The organism is Bradyrhizobium tropiciagri (assembly GCF_018130505.1).
GTDB lineage: Bacteria > Pseudomonadota > Alphaproteobacteria > Rhizobiales > Xanthobacteraceae > Bradyrhizobium > Bradyrhizobium tropiciagri_B.
Genome location: NZ_JAFCKH010000008.1, coordinates 152,595 through 169,671, shown reverse-complemented (window position 1 = coordinate 169,671; position 17,077 = coordinate 152,595). Strand labels below are relative to the sequence as shown.

Here is a 17,077-nt window from a genome sequence, read left to right as displayed (position 1 = left end):
GCGGCGGATCGCGATCCGCCGGGGATGCAAGGCTCTCAATCGAACGCCCGTATGTGACGGGTAATTCGGCTCAAAGAAGATGCTAGATCCGGAGGAAATAAAGAATGACAAGGTTGCATTGGTCAAAGACCCACATGCTGGCCGCGTTGGTAGCGGCGGCCGGCACCATCGGAGGCTCGTTCGCCTACGCCGAGGACATCAGCCCGGACCGTCTGCTCAATGCGGACAAGGAAGCAGGTAACTGGCTGCACCATCACAAGAACTATTCAGCGACGCGCTTCTCCAGCCTGAAGGACATCAACAAGGACACGGTGAAGAACCTCAAGGTCGCCTGGACCATGCATCTGGGCGGCGTCGAGGGTGGCGGAATCTGGTCGCATGGCGGCCTCGAAGGCACGCCGATCGTCGAGAACGGCTTCATGTACGTCACCGACGGCTGGGGCTCGGTCTACAAGATCGATGCGCATGGCGGCAAGGGCGTGCTGCTCTGGAAGATGGATCCGAAGACCGATCACGACTGGGCCGGCGCGGTCGCCTGCTGCGGCGTCGACAATCGCGGCGTTGCGCTGTGGGGCAACCTCGTCGTCTCGCACACGCTGGACGGCCGTCTGATCGCGACCAACAAGGAAACCGGGCAGGTCGCCTGGCAGCGCCAGGTCGCCGATCCCGATAAGGGCGAGGTGATCACCGGCGCGCCGCTGATCGTCAAGGACATGGCGATCACGGGTGTCGCCGGCGCCGAATACGGCATCCGCGGCTGGATCGCGGCGACCGATCTGAAGAGCCAGAAGGAAGTCTGGCGCACTCACACCATCCCGGCCAAGGACGAGCCGGGTCACGAGACCTGGAAGGACGACAAGAACGCCAAGGCCAGCGGCGGCGGCTCGACCTGGGTCACCGGCAGCTACGATCCCGCGACCAACACCATCGTCTGGGGCGTCGGCAATCCCGGTCCGGACTGGGATAACGAATATCGGCCCGGCGACAACCTCTACACCGACTCGTCGCTCGCGCTGGATGCCGACACCGGCAAGATCAAGTGGCACTACCAGCATACGCCGAACGATCCCTACGACTACGACAGCGTTGCGGAGAATGTGTTGGTCGACGTTCCCGGCCCGAACAACACGACGCTGAAGCTCGCGCTCGAAGCCGACCGCAACGGCTTTGCCTATGCGATCGATCGCACCAGCGGCAAGTTCATCTGGGGCCTGCCGTTCGTGAAGAAGGTGACCTGGACCAAGGGTCTCGACCCCGAGTCCGGCAAGCCGGTGGAATATGATCCGAAGCAGGGCGTGCAGAAGTACAACGCCTCGGTCACGCCGAGCCGTACCAACAAGGTGACGGACATCTGCCCGGGCAACATGGGCGGCAAGAACTGGCCGCCGACCGCGTACAATCCGGATCTGAAGCTCTGGTACATCCCCGTGATCGAGAGCTGCAACCGGATCACGCTCGAGGAATCGGACCCCGCCAAGCTCAAGCCGCGTGAGTTCTGGACCGGCGGCGGACCGAGCCAGCCGTTCAAGATCACCGGCAGCGTCACTGCGATCGACGTCACCACCGGCAAGGTGGCAGGCAAGGCCGAGACCGACTTCCCGAATCTCGGCGGCATCCTGGCGACGCCCGATCTGGTGTTCTCCGGACAGCCCTCCGGCGAGGTGATCGCCTATGACGCGAAGTCGCTGGCGAAGCTGTGGGAGTTCAACACCGGCGGCGGCGTCAACGCACCGCCGATGACGTTCTCGGTCGACGGCAAGCAGTATGTCGCGATCCTGGTCGGCCTCGGCGGCGCCTGGGACAAGTGGTTCATCGATGCCACCCCCGAGCTGAAGCGGATGCAGCCGGGCTCGATGCTCTACGTGTTCGCCCTTTGATGTCGCACGCGCGGGAGGCTGGCCCGTCCGGCCTCCCGCGTCGCTTTCGCTGAGAGACAATTAGAAATGAAACGAACGAGACTGAATGGCGCATGGCTTGGCCTTGCGCTGGCGATGGCGTGGAGCGGGGCTGGGCAGGCGCAGTCCGCGGCGGCGAGCGATCCGACCGACGCCGGCAAGGCGGTGTTCAAGCGCGGCAATTGCGTCGGCTGCCACAAATGGCACGGCAATGGTGGCGGCGGCTATGGCGGCGACGCGCTGTCGCTGCGCAAGACCGAGCTGTCGCGCGAGCAGATCATCGAGACCGTGACGTGCGGACGGCCGGGCACCGGCATGCCGTTCTTCGTCCGCGGCTCCTACGACACCACCAAATGCCACGGCATGAGCCGGCAGGACGCCGGCGACCAGATGCCACCCGAGGCCAACGTGTTCCTGCGGCCGAACGAGATCGAGGCGGTGGCGGATTACGTGCTGGCTCACATCAAGGGCAAGGGTGAGCCGAGCTACGCCGAGTGCACCGCCTTCTTCGGCGACGGCTCGCGGGTCTGCAACATCTACAAGGAGGCCGGCCACGCGGCCGCGCCATCAGACAACAACGACAAGGCAAAGCCATGAGCCAGCATCGATTCATCATCCGCGGCCTGGTGTTCGCCGCAACCGTCGCGGCCGCCGTGCCGGCGATGGCGACCGCGGGCGATCTGCGCGACATCAATGTCGGCATGACGATCACTGACGTTCCCGACGAGGGATACATCAATCTCACCTGCGTCGGAGACAAGACGCACCGATTGGCAGAGTGGAAACAGTGGCCGACCTGTCCGGCCGGCGCGGACAAGCTGACAGGTATTCGCTTTGACTACGATCACGCCACCGCGCGGGAAGGCACCATGGTGGCAGGCCATCCCGCGGTCCTGACCATCGAGGTCGACAAGGACGCCAAGATCGCGTCCCTGACGATCGAGACCGATCCGAAGGCGCGACTCTATTTGAAGAAGAAGGCCTTCCTGCTCGGCCTGCAGGCGAAGTCGCGCTACGGCGAGGACGGCTGGAGCTGCTCGCAGGCGAAGCCGGGTAGTGACCAGCAGGAGGTCGGGGGCGTCTTCGTCAACGAGCGCTGCACCAAGACCACCGACGGCCGCGCCATCGAAATCGAGCGCCGACTCTATCGCGAGCCGAACAAGGACATCAAGGAGTTCACCGACGAGACCCGGATCACCATCCGCCGCGTGGGGTCGTAGCTGCGAGTACGCTCAAGGTAGCCTCGAACTCCGCTTCACCTCGCCCCGCGCGCGGGGAGAGGTCGGAACGCATCGCTAGATGCGTTCCGGGTGAGGGGGACTCTCCGCAAACGCAGCTATCACCGAATACGCGGAAGCAGCCCCTCACCCCGACCCTCTCCCCGTAAGAACGGGGAGAGGGAGCATAGATCGCTATCCCGCTCTAGTGCCGCGCCAACAGCACCACGATGACCAGCGCGAGGATCGCGCACAGCACCTTCCAGAACGTGACGGGATCGCGGTCGTGCAGCGATTTGCGCACAGTGACGGCGGGACCGGCCCAGGTCGCGCCGTTTTCCAGCTCGTGCGCGAACTCGATCGCGTCGCCGAAGCGTTGCGCGGGCTCGATGCTGAGCGCCTTGCCGATCACGGCATCGAGCCAGGCCGGCAGGTCCGGCCGGTAGCGCGACAGCGGCACCGGCTTGCCGAAGCGCGGCCGTGAGAATGGTTCGATCTCGCCGAACGGGTAGTTCGCGGTGAACATGCGGTAGACGGTGACACCGAGTGCGAACAGGTCGGACGCCTCGTCGCCGGCCTTGCCGCCGAACAGTTCGGGGGCCATGTAGCTCGCAGTGCCCGGAATGTCCTCGGCCGGAAAATCCTCCAGCAGCGGCACCCGCGCGACGCCGAGATCGACGAGGCGCAGACCGCCATCCTTGAGCAGGATCACATTGTCGGGCTTGATGTCGCGATGGATGATGCCGGCGCGGTGCAACGCCGTCACCGCGCGCACCAGCTTGGTCGCGATCGCGATGCCCTCGGTCAGCGACAGCCGCGGCGCGCGGGTCAATCGCTGCTCCAGCGTCTCGCCCTCGTAGAGCGGCATCGCCGAATAGAGCCGGGTCTGCCGCTCCGCGGGCACCTCGATGATCTCGCCGATCCACAGGCTGCGCACCCGCGCGGCGACCCACGCCTCGCGGACGAAGGCGAGGCGGTAAGAGCCTTCGCTCGCGACCCGCGGATGCGGAAACTTCAGCACCACCTCGCGGCCGGCCCGCTTGTCGACCGCCTTGAACAGGCGGCTGTAGCGCCCGTCGGACAGCACGTCGCCGAGGCTGAAATCGTCGACCACCTCGCCGGTGTTGGGAAGATCGAGGATCGGCAGCGTCGCAATCGCATGTGTGAGTTCGTCGCGATCCGCCGGCGGCAGGTCGACGACGTCGAGCACCAGCGCGGTGCTGTTGTCGTGGCTGCCGGCCGCGAGCGCGGCGTCGACGATGCTGCGCGCCGCATCGTCAGGCGGTGTGCGCTCGTCGAGCAGTTGCTTGAGGCGGGAATCGCCGAGTGCGCCGTGAACGCCGTCGCTGCAGATCAGCAGGCGGTCGTGCTGCCGCAGCCCGACGCTGGCGTAGTCGAAGCGTGCGAACTCCTCGAAGCCGATGGCGCGATTGAGCAGATGGGCGAGGTCGCCGCGGCCGGCGATATGGTCCTGCGTCAGCCGCTCGAGCCGTCCGTCGCTCAAACGATAGGCGCGGGTGTCGCCGATATGGATCACATGGCACTGCCGCCGTGACAGGATGACGGAGGAGAAGGCGCAGGCCATGCCGCTGCGCGCAGCATCGACGCGGCCCTGGCTGTAGATCCAGCCGTTGACGGCTTCGAGCGCCCGCGCCGCGCGGCGGCGGACGCCGAGCGTCTCCGGCAGCGAGTAATAGGCGTCGATGAAGCTGCGGACGGTGACCTCCGCGGCCTCGCGTCCGCCCTTGTGGCCGCCGACGCCGTCGGCGATCGCGGCCACGACATCGCGGTGAACCAGGCCCGGCCGGCCGAGGCACGCGGCGACATAGTCCTCATTGGCGTCGCGCTTGCCGGTCTCGCTGGCAAAGCCGATGCGCACGCCGAGGTCGCGCTGCAAGTCGCGCTGCGTGCCGCCTTGCAAGTCGCGTTGCGCGCCGTTCGCCACGTCCGAGCCCCGTCATCTCCGGGAGCGGGCGGTCAGACGCGCGCTCCCGACACCGCGCCCCAGGTGGTGCGCCAGCGGACCTTGACCATGGCAAGTCCGATGAAGCCAAGCAACGCCAGCACGCCGAAGAACAGGAAGCCGGCGCCGAATCCGCCGGTCGTGCCTTTCGCAAAGCCCAGCGTCTGGGCGAGGAAGAATCCGCCGATGCCGCCGGCGCAGCCGACCAGCCCGGTCATCAGCCCGATCTCGTGGCGGAAGCGCAGCGGGATCAGTTGGAACACCGCGCCGTTGCCCATGCCGAGCGCCAGCACGCCGATCGAGAACAGCAGCACCGAGAACCAGGCGATGCGCGGCATCTCGGTCAGCGACCAGCCGCCCTGCGTCGGCGCCGTCGGGCCTTCCGGCATGAAGGCGATGATGAAGTAGGCGGCGACGACGATGCCGAACAGGATCGACAGCGAACGAATGCCGCCGATGCGGTCGGCGATCAGGCCACCGACCGGGCGGAAGCCTGAGCCGAACGCGACGATCAGCGCGACCAGAAGGCCCGCGGCGACGCCGGAGACCTGATACTGCACGGTGAAGTACAGCGGCAGCGCGTTGGCGAGGCCGACGAAGCCGCCGAAGGTGATGAAGTAGAAGAACATGAACCAGCGGCTGTCGGAATCCTTCAGCAGCGTGCCGTAGGCCTTCAGCGAGACCGGCTTGCGCTCGCCCGGCGCGTCCTTGGCCGCGACAATATAATAGGCCAGCACCATCAGCATCGGGATCAAGAGGCAGCCGAACACGGATTGCCAGCCCCAGTTCTCGGCGATCGAGGGCGCCAGCAACGTGTCGAGCACGACACCCATATTGCCGGCGCCGGCGATGCCCATCACCAGGCCCTGATATTGCGGCGGGTACCAGCGGCTCGCCTGGGGTAGGGCCACCGCGAAGGATGCGCCGCCGACGCCGAGCGCAAGCCCGAACAATTCGATCGCGAGCTTGCTGGTCAGTCCGAACTGCCAGACCGCGGCGGTTGCGGCGATCACGACCAGCTGGGCGATGATGCCGGTGCGCTTGGCGCCGATGATGTCGGCGAGCAGGCCCATCGGCACCCGCAGCAGCGCGCCGGCGAGCACAGGAATGGCGACGAGGGTGAACTTCTCGTTCACCGCAAGGTTCATGTCGTGCGCGATGTAGACGATCAAGGGTCCGAGCGCGACCCACGCCATGAAACTGATGTCGAAGTACAGAAACGCGGCAAGCAGTGTCGGCCAGTGACCTGCTTTCTTGAACTCGGCAAGCTTCATCGCAAGCATCTCGCGCTGATGCGGCGGAGGCAGCCGCATCAAGCGCGGCCATCTCAGGCGCAGATAACAATGTGGGTGAAGTTGAGCGCACTCGCCGTTGAGACGCGCTCGGTCAAGCAGGTACTTCAGCAATTACCGTGCCATCGAATCGATCGGGTCGCTTTGCCGTGCAGCCGCAAGATGTTGCCGCGACATGCTGAATGTCGTGCGAGGTGTGGGATTGCCGTGGCTTGCAGCACGCGCCGCCGCGCAAACGCGCATGCTGGTGCTTTTTTGTGCGGCGCATATTGCGCGCGCGACAGTGCGCCGATCCGGCATTCGCCATTGAAGTCGCTGCGGCCGATGCTGTGCTGCACAAGAGATCATCGGCGTGGCTAAAAAATCAGCCGGACATGCGCGCGCCTGGCCATCAGTCAGATTTCGCGGCGGCTGATAATGTACTGGTTTTTCTATTGAATTTCTTTTGCGCGAATTGGCACGCGTTTTGAATAACAGCTTGTAACGGAACATCGATCGTCATTGAGGACGGTCTGCGCCCGCGGCTGGGCTTCCTACAAATCCAACCTTTATCGGTGTCGATCAACGGCGCATGCGCGTCGCTGAGCAACGTCGTCGGAATTGAAAGGCAGACCATGCTCGACAAGGTGATCAAGCAGAAGCTCGTGGTGATCGGCAACGGAATGGCCGGCATCCGCACCGTGGAGGCGCTGCTCGAACGCGCGCCCGACCTCTACGACATCACGGTGTTCGGCTCCGAGCCTTACGGCAATTACAACCGCATCCTGCTGTCGCCGGTGCTCGCCGGAGAGAAGACCGTCGACGACATCATGCTCAACACCGTCGACTGGTACGAGGACAACAACATCACGCTGCGCAAGGGCGAGACGATCGCGATGATCGATCGCCGCACTTGCGAGGTCGTGACGGAAGCCGGCGATCGGATTCCTTATGACCGCCTGCTGATCGCGACCGGGTCTAATCCGATCATGCTGCCGCTGCCGGGCAAGGACCTGCCGGGCGTGATCGGCTTCCGCGACATCCATGACGTCGATCGCATGATCAAGGCCTCGACCGACTATCGCAACGCCGTCGTGATCGGCGGCGGTCTGCTCGGCCTCGAAGCCGCCAACGGCCTGATGAAGCGCGGCATGAACGTCACCGTCGTGCATCTGCTCGACACGCTGATGGAGCGTCAGCTCGATCCGGTGGCCGGCGGCCTCCTGCGCAAATCGCTGGAAGAGCGCGGCATGGTGTTCAAGATGCCGGCGCAGACCCAGGCGATCCTCGGCGAGGACCGCGTCACCGGCGTCCGCTTTGGTGATGGCACCGAACTCGCCGCCGATCTCGTGGTGATGGCGGTCGGCATCCGTCCGAATTTCGAGCTCGCCAGGAAGGCGGGGCTGCACTGCGAGCGCGGCATCGTCGTCTCCGACACCATGCAGACCTATGACGGCCGCATCTATGCCGTCGGCGAATGCGTGCAGCATCGCCGCCAGACCTATGGTCTGGTCGCGCCGCTGTTCGATCAGGCCAAGGTCTGCGCGAACCACCTCGCGATGAAGGGCTTTGCCACCTATGACGGCTCGGTCACCTCGACCAAACTTAAGGTGACCGGCATCGACCTGTTCTCGGCCGGCGACTTCGCGCCGGGGCCGGACAAGGAGGAGATCGTGCTGCAGGACGCCAATCGCGGCGTCTACAAGCGCATCATCCTGAAGGACAAGAAGATCGTCGGCGCCGTGCTCTATGGCGACACCATCGACGGTCCCTGGTACTTCCAGCATCTGCGCGACGGCACCGACGTCTCGCATATGCGCGAGCGGCTGGTGTTCGGCGCCGGCAATCTCGGCGACGGCGGCGTCAACGGCCAGAGCTCGGTCGCGGCGATGAGCGACGAGACCGAGATCTGCGGCTGCAACGGCGTCTGCAAGGGCGCGATCGTCAAGGCGATCTCCGACAAGAAGCTGTTCACGCTCGACGACGTCCGCGCCCATACCAAGGCGTCGTCCTCCTGCGGCTCCTGCACCGGCCTCGTCGAGCAGGTGCTGGCCTTCACGCTCGGCGGCGACTATTCGGCGGCGCCGAAGGTCAAGCCGCTGTGCAAGTGCACGGATCACAGCCACGACGATGTCCGCCGCGTCATCGTCGAGCAGCAGCTCAAGAGCATTCCGGCGGTGATGCGCTTCATGGAATGGAAGACGCTGAACGGCTGCCACTCCTGCCGTCCGGCGCTGAACTATTATCTGCTCGCGACCTGGCCGGGCGAATATCGCGACGACCAGCAGTCGCGCTTCATCAATGAGCGCGTCCACGCCAACATCCAGAAAGACGGCACCTATTCGGTGGTGCCGCGGATGTGGGGCGGCGTCACCACGCCGGGCGAGCTGCGCGCCATCGCCGACGTTGCCGAGAAGTTCAACATCCCGACCGTGAAGGTCACCGGCGGCCAGCGCATCGACCTGCTCGGCGTCAAGAAGGAGGACCTGCCGGCGGTGTGGGCCGACCTCAACGACGCCGGCATGGTGTCGGGTCACGCCTACGCCAAGGGGCTACGCACGGTGAAGACCTGCGTCGGCTCGGAATGGTGCCGCTTCGGCACCCAGGACTCCACCGGCCTCGGCATCAAGCTCGAGAAGTTCATGTGGGGCTCGTGGACGCCGGCCAAGGTCAAGCTCGCGGTCTCCGGCTGCCCGCGCAACTGCGCGGAGGCGACCTGCAAGGACGTCGGCGTGGTCTGCGTCGATTCCGGCTTCGAGATCCACTTCGCCGGCGCCGCCGGCCTGCACATCAAGGGCACCGAGTTCCTGACCAAGGTCGAGACCGAGGACGAGGCGCTCGAGGTGATCGTGGCGCTGACCCAGCTGTACCGCGAGGAGGGCTGGTATCTCGAGCGCATGTACAAATGGTGCGACCGCGTCAGCCTCGAGCAGATCAGGAAGCGCGTGGTCGATGACCTCAAGAACCGCAAAGCGCTGTTCGAGCGCTTCGCCTATTCGCAGCAGTTCTCGCAGAGCGATCCGTGGGCGGACCGCGCCAGCCGCGGCGTCGACCGCAACGAATTCGCCCCGCTCGCCGAATTGGAGCTCGCATGACCCAGTGGATCGAAATCGGCGCGCTGGACGAGATTCCGCGGCTCGGCTCGCGCGTGGTCCGCACCCCCGGCGGCAACATCGCGGTGTTCCGCACCGAGAGCGACGAGGTGTTCGCGCTCGACGACCGCTGCCCGCACAAGGGCGGGCCGCTGTCGCAGGGCATCGTGCACAACAAGCGCGTCACCTGTCCGCTGCACAATTTCGTCATCGAGCTGGCGAGCGGGCATGCGGTCGCACCCGACGAGGGCTGCACGCATACGTATCCGGCCAAGGTCGAGAACGGCACCGTGTGGCTGGCGCTACGGCAGGCTGCGGCAGTGAGCTGAGCAACGCGCAATGGCGGTCAAGACCACCTGTCCTTATTGCGGCGTCGGCTGTGGCGTCATCGCCAAAAAGGACGCGGCCGGCACCGTCAGCGTCGAGGGCGACCGGCAGCATCCGGCCAATTTCGGCCGGCTCTGCAGCAAGGGCTCGGCGCTGGCCGAGACCATCGATCTCGATGGGCGACTGCTCGAACCGCTGGTCGATGGCCGGCCGGCGAGGTGGGACGACGCGCTCGATCATGTCGCGAGCGGCTTTGCGCGTATCATCAAAGAGCACGGACCTGACGCGGTGGCGTTTTATGTCTCCGGTCAGCTGCTGACGGAGGACTATTACGTCATCAACAAGCTCGCCAAGGGCTTCGTCGGCACCGCCAATATCGACACCAATTCGCGGCTGTGCATGGCCTCCAGCGTCACCGGGCACAAGCGTGCGTTCGGCAGCGACACCGTGCCCGGCTGTTATGAGGATCTCGAGCAGGCGGACCTCCTGGTGCTGGTCGGCTCCAACGCCGCCTGGTGCCATCCGATCCTGCATCAGCGCATGCTGGCGGCAAAGGAGAAGAACCCGGCCTGCAAGATCGTGGTGATCGATCCGCGCCGCACCGCGACCTGCGAGGGCGCCGATCTGCATCTGCCGCTGCGCTCCGGCAGCGACTCCGTGCTGTTCAACGGGCTGTTCGCGTTTCTCGCCGGCAGCAATGCGGTCGACCGTGGCTTCGTCGGCAATTGCACGACCGGCGTTGTCGATGCGCTCAAGCAGGTAGCAGGACAGACCGTGGCGCAGACCGCCGCGACCTGCGGCCTCAGCGAAGGCGCCGTCGGCCTGTTCTTCGACTGGTTCGCGCGGACCGAGCGTGTTGTCACGCTGTATTCGCAGGGCATCAACCAGTCGAGCAGCGGCGTCGACAAGGTCAACGCCATCATCAATTGCCATTTGTTGACCGGGCGGATCGGGCGTCCCGGCATGGGACCGTTCTCGCTGACCGGCCAGCCCAATGCGATGGGCGGCCGCGAGGTCGGCGGGCTCGCCAACCAGCTTGCCGCGCATATGGAAATCGAGAACCCCGCGCATCGTGAGCTGGTGCAGCGGTTCTGGCGCGCGCCCGTCATCGCCGAGAAGAGCGGGCTGAAGGCGGTCGACATGTTCGACGCCATCGCCGACGGCCGCATCAAGGCGGTGTGGATCATGTCGACCAATCCGGTGGTCAGCATGCCGGATGCCGACCGTGCGCGTGCCGCACTGGAGCAGTGCGAGCTCGTCGTGGTGTCCGATTGCGTGCGCGACACCGACACCACTCGCCATGCCGACGTGCTGCTGCCGGCACTGGCGTGGGGCGAGAAGGACGGCACCGTCACCAATTCGGAGCGCCGGATCTCGCGGCAGCGGCCGTTCCTCGACGCACCCGGCGAAGCGCGCGCCGACTGGCGCATCATCTGCGACGTCGCCAGCCGCATGGGCTATGCCGGCTTCGGCTACGCGTCGGTCGCGGAGATCTTTCGCGAGCACGCCGAACTGTCGGGCTTCGAGAACAACGGCGCGCGCGATTTCGACATCTCGGCACTGTCGACGCTCGACGGGACTGCCTATGACGCGCTGGCGCCGGTGCAATGGCCGGTGACGTCAGACGAACCGGCCGGCACCGCGCGGATGTTCGGCACGCCAAAATTCTTCACGCCCGATCGCAAGGCGCGCTTCATTCCGATCGCGCCGCGCGCGCCGCGCAATGCCACCAGCCGCGAGCATCCGCTGGTGCTCAATACCGGACGGGTCAGGGATCAGTGGCACACCATGACGCGGACCGGGAAGACCGGCCGGCTGCTGTCGCATGTGTTCGAGCCCTACGCCGAATTCCATCCCGAGGATGCGCGGCTGGCCGGCCTCACGAACGACGGGCTGGCGCGGCTGACCAGCCCCTGGGGCGAGATGATCGCGCGCGTCGTGGTGTCGTCCGACCAGCGCCGCGGCTGCGTGTTCGTGCCGATGCACTGGAACGAGGAGTTCGCCGGCGAGGGACGGGTCAATGCGCTGGTCAATCCGGCCGTCGATCCGCTGTCGGGCCAGCCGGAATCCAAGCACACGCCGGTGAAGGCCGATCCCTATGCGCCGAAATGGCACGCCTTCATCCTGAGCCGCAATCCGATCCGGCGCCCCGAGGCCGGCTACTGGGTGCACGGCAAGGCCGGCGACTGCTGGCGGCTGGAGCTTGCGCTCGACGCACGCCCGGAGAGCTGGCGCGACTGGGCGCGGGCGCAGCTCGGGCTTGAAGGTGTCGAGATCGAATGGGTCGCCTATCGCGATCCCGGCGCGGGCCGCTTCCGCTACGCCGCGGTGCGCGACGGCCGGCTCGACGGCTGCGTGTTCATCGCGCCCGACCACACGCTGCCGTCGCGGGCGTGGCTGACCGGGCTGTTCGCGGAACAGCAATTGTCGGCCAATGCGCGGATGTCGCTGCTGGCGGGACGGCCGTTCGGGGCAGGCGAGGACGTCGGCCCGATCGTCTGCTCCTGCTTCAACGTCGGACGGCACCAGATCACCGCCGAGATCGCCAAGGGGGCCGACAGCGTCGAGGCGATCGGCCGCTGCCTGAAGGCCGGCACCAATTGCGGCGGCTGCAGGCCGGAGCTCAGCAAGCTGGTCGGCACCCGCGTCCCGATGCGCCAGGCGGTCGCCTCCTAGCAACCGCGGCAGATACTCTTCAGTTTGCTATTCAGCAGCCGGTCTTCCTTCTCGGAGGCGGCGTCGGTGTAGGGATTATCGGCCGAACGCCGGTCCATGGCAGATCTGCCGGTGCCGTCGGTATCGCTGCGGTGCTTGCCGTGCATGTGGTGACCGCCGCCATGCCCTGATCCGTGACCGCCGCGCCGTGCGCCGGCGGCCGGCATGGTGGCGGCCAGCACGGCCAGAACCAGTCCGATTGTCGTGATCGTCTGCATCTCGCGCCTCTCTGGTCCGGTACGCTGCCGCCAGGGCGGGGGCAGATCGATGTCGGCCGCATTCACAATTTCGCGCGGCGGCAATCGTTCCGCCGGCGCCGCCGGTTCCGGCCATCGCGCCGCACATAGGCCGCAGGCGGATGGTGTCATGCCGCCAATGCAGTGCTCGCGGCAGCAAAATGGTGTATCCGCAAGCCGAGCGGCGGGCGGACACGGTCCCGCGCCGGATAATCACCATATCGGAGGAAGCTTTCATGTCGGCTCTGCCACTCTCGGGCATCAAGATTCTCGACCTGACGCGGGTGCTCGCGGGCCCGCTGTCGGCCCAGATGCTGGGAGATCTCGGCGCCGAGGTGATCAAGATCGAGCGCCCCGGCGGCGGCGACGACGCCCGCGCCTTCGGCCCGCCCTATCTGAGCGACCCGGACGGCAAGGCGAACAACAACAATTCGTTCTACCTCTGCGCCAACCGCAACAAGAAGTCGGTCACCGTCAACATCGCCAAGCCGGAAGGGCAGGCGATCATCCGCGAGCTGGCCAAGACCGCCGACGTGATGATGGAGAACTACAAGGTCGGCGACCTCAAGCGCTACGGCCTCGACTACGAGACCATCAAGGCGATCAATCCCGGCATCATCTACTGCTCGGTCACCGGCTTCGGCCAGACCGGCCCCTATGCGCCGCGCGCCGGCTATGACGCGATCCTGCAGGCGATGGGCGGGTTGATGAGCGTCACCGGCCATATCGACGGCGAGCCGGGCGAGGGCCCGATGAAGGTCGGCCCCTCGATCGTCGACTACATGACCGGCATGAACACCTCGATCGGCATCCTCTCCGCGCTCTACCATCGCGACGCCAATAATGGGGAGGGGCAGCACATCGACGTCTGCCTGTTCGACACCGTGATCGCCTCGCTGTCGCACTGGCTGCAGATCTATCTCGTCAACGGCAAGATGCCGCCGCGCCGCGGCACCTGGGGCAATGGCGGCATGCCGGCCGGCGTGTTCCGCTGCACCGACGGTGAATTGATGCTGGTGGTCGGCAATGACGGCCAGTTCCAGCGCACCTGCGCCGTGCTCGGCGAGCCCGAGCTCGCCAACGACAAGCGCTTCATCAAGAACAACGACCGCGTCGTGCACGGCAAGGAGATCATGGCGATCTTCGCCGGCCTGTTCCTGAAGAAGCCGGTTGCCTACTGGCTGGACAAGCTCGAGGAGGCCGGCGTGCCGTCAGGCCCGATCAACAATTTCGAGCAGGTGTTCTCCGACCCGCACGTCCAGTCGCGCGGCATGCGCATCAAGGTCGACCATCCGTTCGAGCCCGATCTGTCGCTGATCCGCAACGCGCTGACCTTCTCCGGCACCCCGATCACGGAGTACCGCGCGCCGCCGCTGCTCGGCGAAAATACCAAGGATGTGCTGGCGACCATCGGCTATGACGACGCCAAGGTCGAGAAGCTGAAGGCCGAGGGGATCGTGTAGCGGCTCGACGTCGAGCCGCGCCGGACTCCGTTTCCCGTCATCCTGAGGTGCGAGCGGAGCGAGCCTCGAAGGATGAATCGGCCCGGCTGGTGGCCGTCAGACCCTTCGAGGCTCGCGAAGACGCTCGCACCTCAGGGTGACGGGTCGGAGAGCAGTGAGCGTCGCAACAACACTTCGACCGCCATCGAAACATGATTGACCCGATCGCGCTAGTCTGGCGCGATCGATCCTTATCCCGGGTGTCAATCATGAAACGAGAAGTCGTCCGCGTCGAACCGATCTCAACCTGGCTGGAGCGCTGGAAGGCGCCGGCGTCGGTCGTGACCTGCGCCGGCAACATGGTATTCGTCTCCGGCCTGCCGCCGTTCGATCCTTCGACCGGCGAGATCGCCGCGGGCGCCTCGATCGAGCGACAGAGCGAACTGGTGATGGAGCAGCTCAAGCTCTGCCTTGCGACCGCCGGCGCCTCGCTCGACAATGTGATGAAGTGCAACGTGTTCTGCACCTCGGCCAAGCATTTTGCGACTTTCAACGCGGTCTACGCCAGATACTTCCCGAACGACCCGCCGGCACGGATCTTCGTCTGCATCCCGGAATGGACCGGGCCGTTCGACGTCGAGATTGATTGCATCGCGATGGTGTGAGGGAGCTTCACAAATCCTGCCGCGTCAGCCGTCCGTGCATGACGGCTGGCCGCGCGGGCTTGCTGGCGGGGACTTCGCCCATGGTAAGCGCCATCACGGTGACGGTGACCACGCGGTCGATGATGGCGCGGACGTCGTCGAGGTCGCATTTGCCTTCCGACAGACGCAGGAGGCGCTCCTTCTCGCGGATGGTGTGGTGCGCCATCGCCAGCGCGAAGTGCAGGCCCCAATAGAGTTCGGTATCGTCGCGGCCGGGCATCGCGCGGCGCATCGCGGCGGCGAATTTGCGTAAGTGATCGACCTCGCGGTTCTTGATGCGGCGGATCGGCGGCACCGATTCGATCGAGGCGCGGATCATGAAGCGCGCCGCGGTGGAGCCTTCGCGATCAGGACCGAGGCAGCCGCGCAGCGTCGGGCCGACCAGCGCACGCATGATGTCCTCGATCGCGGCGCGGCCGCCGCCTTTCTCCTCCGCCGCCTTCAATTCGTTGAGGCGCTCGCGGTTGGTCTGGATGCTGCGGGTGACGAATAGCTCCGCGATCAGTTCGTCCTTGGAGCCGAAATGGTAGTTCACCGCCGCGAGATTGACGTTGGCCTCCGCGACGATGTCGCGCAGCGTGACGTCGCCGAAGCCGCGGTCGGCATAGAGCCGTTCGGCGGCGGCGAGGATGGCGGATCGGGTCTGATCGCTCGGCATGGCCAATAGTCTTTCCCGTCATTCCGGGGCGCGACACCGTCGCGAACCCGGAAATCCCGCACCGCATCTGCCGGATTCAGGGTTCAGCCCTGCGAGCTGCCCCGGAATGACGAAAGGCAGCCGGCAGTTGCTTTTCAAACATATGTATGAAACTATCGTTTGAAGAGGCCGGAATGTCAATCCGCATCAAGCGGGCGGCATTCTGGCACACCACCGCCGCCGCTCTTGCGAACGCCCTTGCAGGCCGCGGGCGCGGGGTGGAGAGTGCGGCCCAAAGTCTAGGAAAAAACGAGGAGCGTCCCATGGATTTCACGATGTCGCCGAAGCAGAAGGAATGGCTCGAGCGCGTCCAGGCGTTCATGACAACGCATGTTCGCCCGGCGGTGCCGATCTACGAGAAGCAGGATGCCGAGGGCCCGCGCTGGAAGGTGATCCCGATCCTCGAGGAGCTGAAGAAAAAGGCGAAGGCCGAGGGCCTCTGGAACATGTTCATGCCGCCGTCCTCGCATGAGGATGATGAATTCCACGGCGCGGGATTGAGCAATCTCGAATACGCGCTGCTGTCGGAAGAGATGGGTCACATCTCCTGGGCCTCCGAGGTGTTCAACTGCTCGGCGCCCGATACCGGCAACATGGAAGTGTTCATCCGCTACGGCACCAAGGAGCAGAAGCGCAAATGGCTGCGCCCGCTGATGGACGGCGAGATCCGCTCCGCCTTCCTGATGACCGAGCCGGCGGTCGCGTCTTCCGACGCCACCAACATCGAGACCCGGATCGAGAAGGACGGCGATCACTACGTGATCAACGGCCGCAAATGGTGGTCGTCCGGCGTCGGCGATCCGCGCTGCAAGATCGCGATCCTGATGGGCAAGACCGATTTCAACGCCGCCAAGCATCAGCAGCAGTCGCAGATCCTGGTGCCGCTCGACACGCCCGGCATCAAGGTCGAGAAGATGCTGCCGGTGTTCGGCTATGACGATGCGCCGCACGGCCACGCCCAGGTGCTGCTCGATAACGTGCGCGTGCCGAAGGAGAACATCCTGCTCGGCGAGGGCCGCGGCTTCGAAATCGCGCAGGGCCGGCTCGGCCCGGGCCGCATCCATCACTGCATGCGCACCATCGGTCAGGCCGAGGAGGCGCTGGAGAAGATGGTGAAGCGGCTCGCGTCGCGCACCGCGTTCGGCAAGAAGATCATCGAGCATTCAGTCTGGGAGCAGCGCATCGGCGAGGCCCGCACCGACATCGAGATGAACCGCCTGCTGTGCCTGAAGGCCGCCGACATGATGGACAAGGTCGGCAACAAGACCGCGCAGGCCGAGATCGCGATGATCAAGGTTGCCGCGCCCAACATGGCACTGAAGATCATCGACCAGGCGATCCAGGCGTTCGGCGGCGGCGGCGTCTCCGACGATGCCGGGCTGGCGCGCGCGTACGCTCACATCCGCACGCTCCGTCTCGCCGACGGTCCGGACGAGGTGCACAATCGCGCCATTGCCAGACTTGAACTTCGGAAGTATGCAAACACGTCGCACTGAGCATGATGCGGAACGCATGGCG

Annotated in this window: 14 protein-coding genes; 10 read left to right on the top strand and 4 right to left on the bottom strand. The window is 65.6% G+C overall.

From position 1 onward, the window contains the following. The first annotated feature begins 134 nt into the window (after positions 1-134). The 3 genes from JQ633_RS21205 to JQ633_RS21195 all read left to right on the top strand — a co-directional run bounded on the left by JQ633_RS21205 (position 135) and on the right by JQ633_RS21195 (position 3,115). Positions 135-1,877 carry a PQQ-dependent dehydrogenase, methanol/ethanol family gene (locus JQ633_RS21205; protein ID WP_211987254.1) on the top strand — a complete coding sequence of 581 codons (1,743 nt, stop codon included), beginning with the start codon at positions 135-137 and terminating at the stop codon, positions 1,875-1,877. Positions 1,878-1,991: 114 nt separating this feature from the next. Beyond that, positions 1,992-2,492, top strand: coding sequence for a c-type cytochrome (locus JQ633_RS21200; protein ID WP_249159542.1), 501 nt, complete (start codon positions 1,992-1,994; stop codon positions 2,490-2,492). Then, entirely contained in the window at positions 2,489-3,115 is a 627-nt protein-coding gene (locus JQ633_RS21195) for a hypothetical protein (RefSeq protein ID WP_249159517.1), read from the top strand. Before JQ633_RS21200 ends, JQ633_RS21195 begins: the two co-directional genes overlap by 4 nt. 202 nt (positions 3,116-3,317) lie before the next feature. Here JQ633_RS21195 and JQ633_RS21190 read toward each other — a convergent pair whose 3' ends face one another. Together JQ633_RS21190 and JQ633_RS21185 are read right to left on the bottom strand one after the other, a co-directional pair. Next, the gene (locus tag JQ633_RS21190) at positions 3,318-5,057 is read right to left on the bottom strand and encodes a protein kinase domain-containing protein (protein ID WP_349631584.1); all 1,740 of its coding nucleotides are present in this window, start codon (positions 5,055-5,057) and stop codon (positions 3,318-3,320) included. A gap of 32 nt (positions 5,058-5,089) precedes the next feature. Beyond that, on the bottom strand, positions 5,090-6,388 hold the full coding sequence (locus JQ633_RS21185) for a nitrate/nitrite transporter (protein WP_249159516.1): 1,299 nt from the start codon (positions 6,386-6,388) through the stop codon (positions 5,090-5,092). Between the two features lie 191 nt (positions 6,389-6,579). On the opposite strand from JQ633_RS21185, the gene JQ633_RS21180 reads away from it, so the two are divergent. The 4 genes from JQ633_RS21180 to JQ633_RS21165 all read left to right on the top strand — a co-directional run bounded on the left by JQ633_RS21180 (position 6,580) and on the right by JQ633_RS21165 (position 12,441). After that, positions 6,580-6,837 (top strand): hypothetical protein, encoded by a 258-nt coding sequence (locus JQ633_RS21180; protein ID WP_211987015.1) that lies wholly within the window; start codon positions 6,580-6,582, stop codon positions 6,835-6,837. A 144-nt stretch (positions 6,838-6,981) separates the two neighbouring features. Then, the gene (nirB, locus tag JQ633_RS21175; protein ID WP_249159515.1) at positions 6,982-9,441 is read left to right on the top strand and encodes a nitrite reductase large subunit NirB; all 2,460 of its coding nucleotides are present in this window, start codon (positions 6,982-6,984) and stop codon (positions 9,439-9,441) included. After that, on the top strand, positions 9,438-9,767 hold the full coding sequence (gene nirD / locus JQ633_RS21170; protein WP_211987014.1) for a nitrite reductase small subunit NirD: 330 nt from the start codon (positions 9,438-9,440) through the stop codon (positions 9,765-9,767). Before nirB ends, nirD begins: the two co-directional genes overlap by 4 nt. A gap of 10 nt (positions 9,768-9,777) precedes the next feature. Next, a complete protein-coding gene (locus JQ633_RS21165) occupies positions 9,778-12,441 on the top strand; it encodes a nitrate reductase (protein WP_211987013.1) in 2,664 nt (887 codons plus the stop codon). Here JQ633_RS21165 and JQ633_RS21160 read toward each other — a convergent pair. Further along, complete coding sequence (locus JQ633_RS21160) at positions 12,438-12,698, bottom strand: hypothetical protein (RefSeq protein WP_211987012.1); 261 nt, start codon at positions 12,696-12,698, stop codon at positions 12,438-12,440. The genes JQ633_RS21165 and JQ633_RS21160 overlap by 4 nt on opposite strands. Before the next feature lie 254 nt (positions 12,699-12,952). Between JQ633_RS21160 and JQ633_RS21155 the strand changes: the two genes are divergently transcribed. Continuing rightward, positions 12,953-14,179 (top strand): CaiB/BaiF CoA transferase family protein, encoded by a 1,227-nt coding sequence (locus JQ633_RS21155; RefSeq protein WP_211987011.1) that lies wholly within the window; start codon positions 12,953-12,955, stop codon positions 14,177-14,179. A gap of 248 nt (positions 14,180-14,427) precedes the next feature. Continuing rightward, positions 14,428-14,823, top strand: coding sequence for a Rid family hydrolase (locus tag JQ633_RS21150; protein ID WP_211987010.1), 396 nt, complete (start codon positions 14,428-14,430; stop codon positions 14,821-14,823). 7 nt (positions 14,824-14,830) lie between these two features. Here JQ633_RS21150 and JQ633_RS21145 read toward each other — a convergent pair whose 3' ends face one another. Continuing rightward, positions 14,831-15,520 (bottom strand): TetR/AcrR family transcriptional regulator, encoded by a 690-nt coding sequence (locus JQ633_RS21145; protein WP_211987009.1) that lies wholly within the window; start codon positions 15,518-15,520, stop codon positions 14,831-14,833. A 302-nt stretch (positions 15,521-15,822) separates the two neighbouring features. On the opposite strand from JQ633_RS21145, the gene JQ633_RS21140 reads away from it, so the two are divergent. Continuing rightward, entirely contained in the window at positions 15,823-17,055 is a 1,233-nt protein-coding gene (locus tag JQ633_RS21140; protein ID WP_211987008.1) for an acyl-CoA dehydrogenase family protein, read from the top strand. Positions 17,056-17,077: the final 22 nt, after the last annotated feature.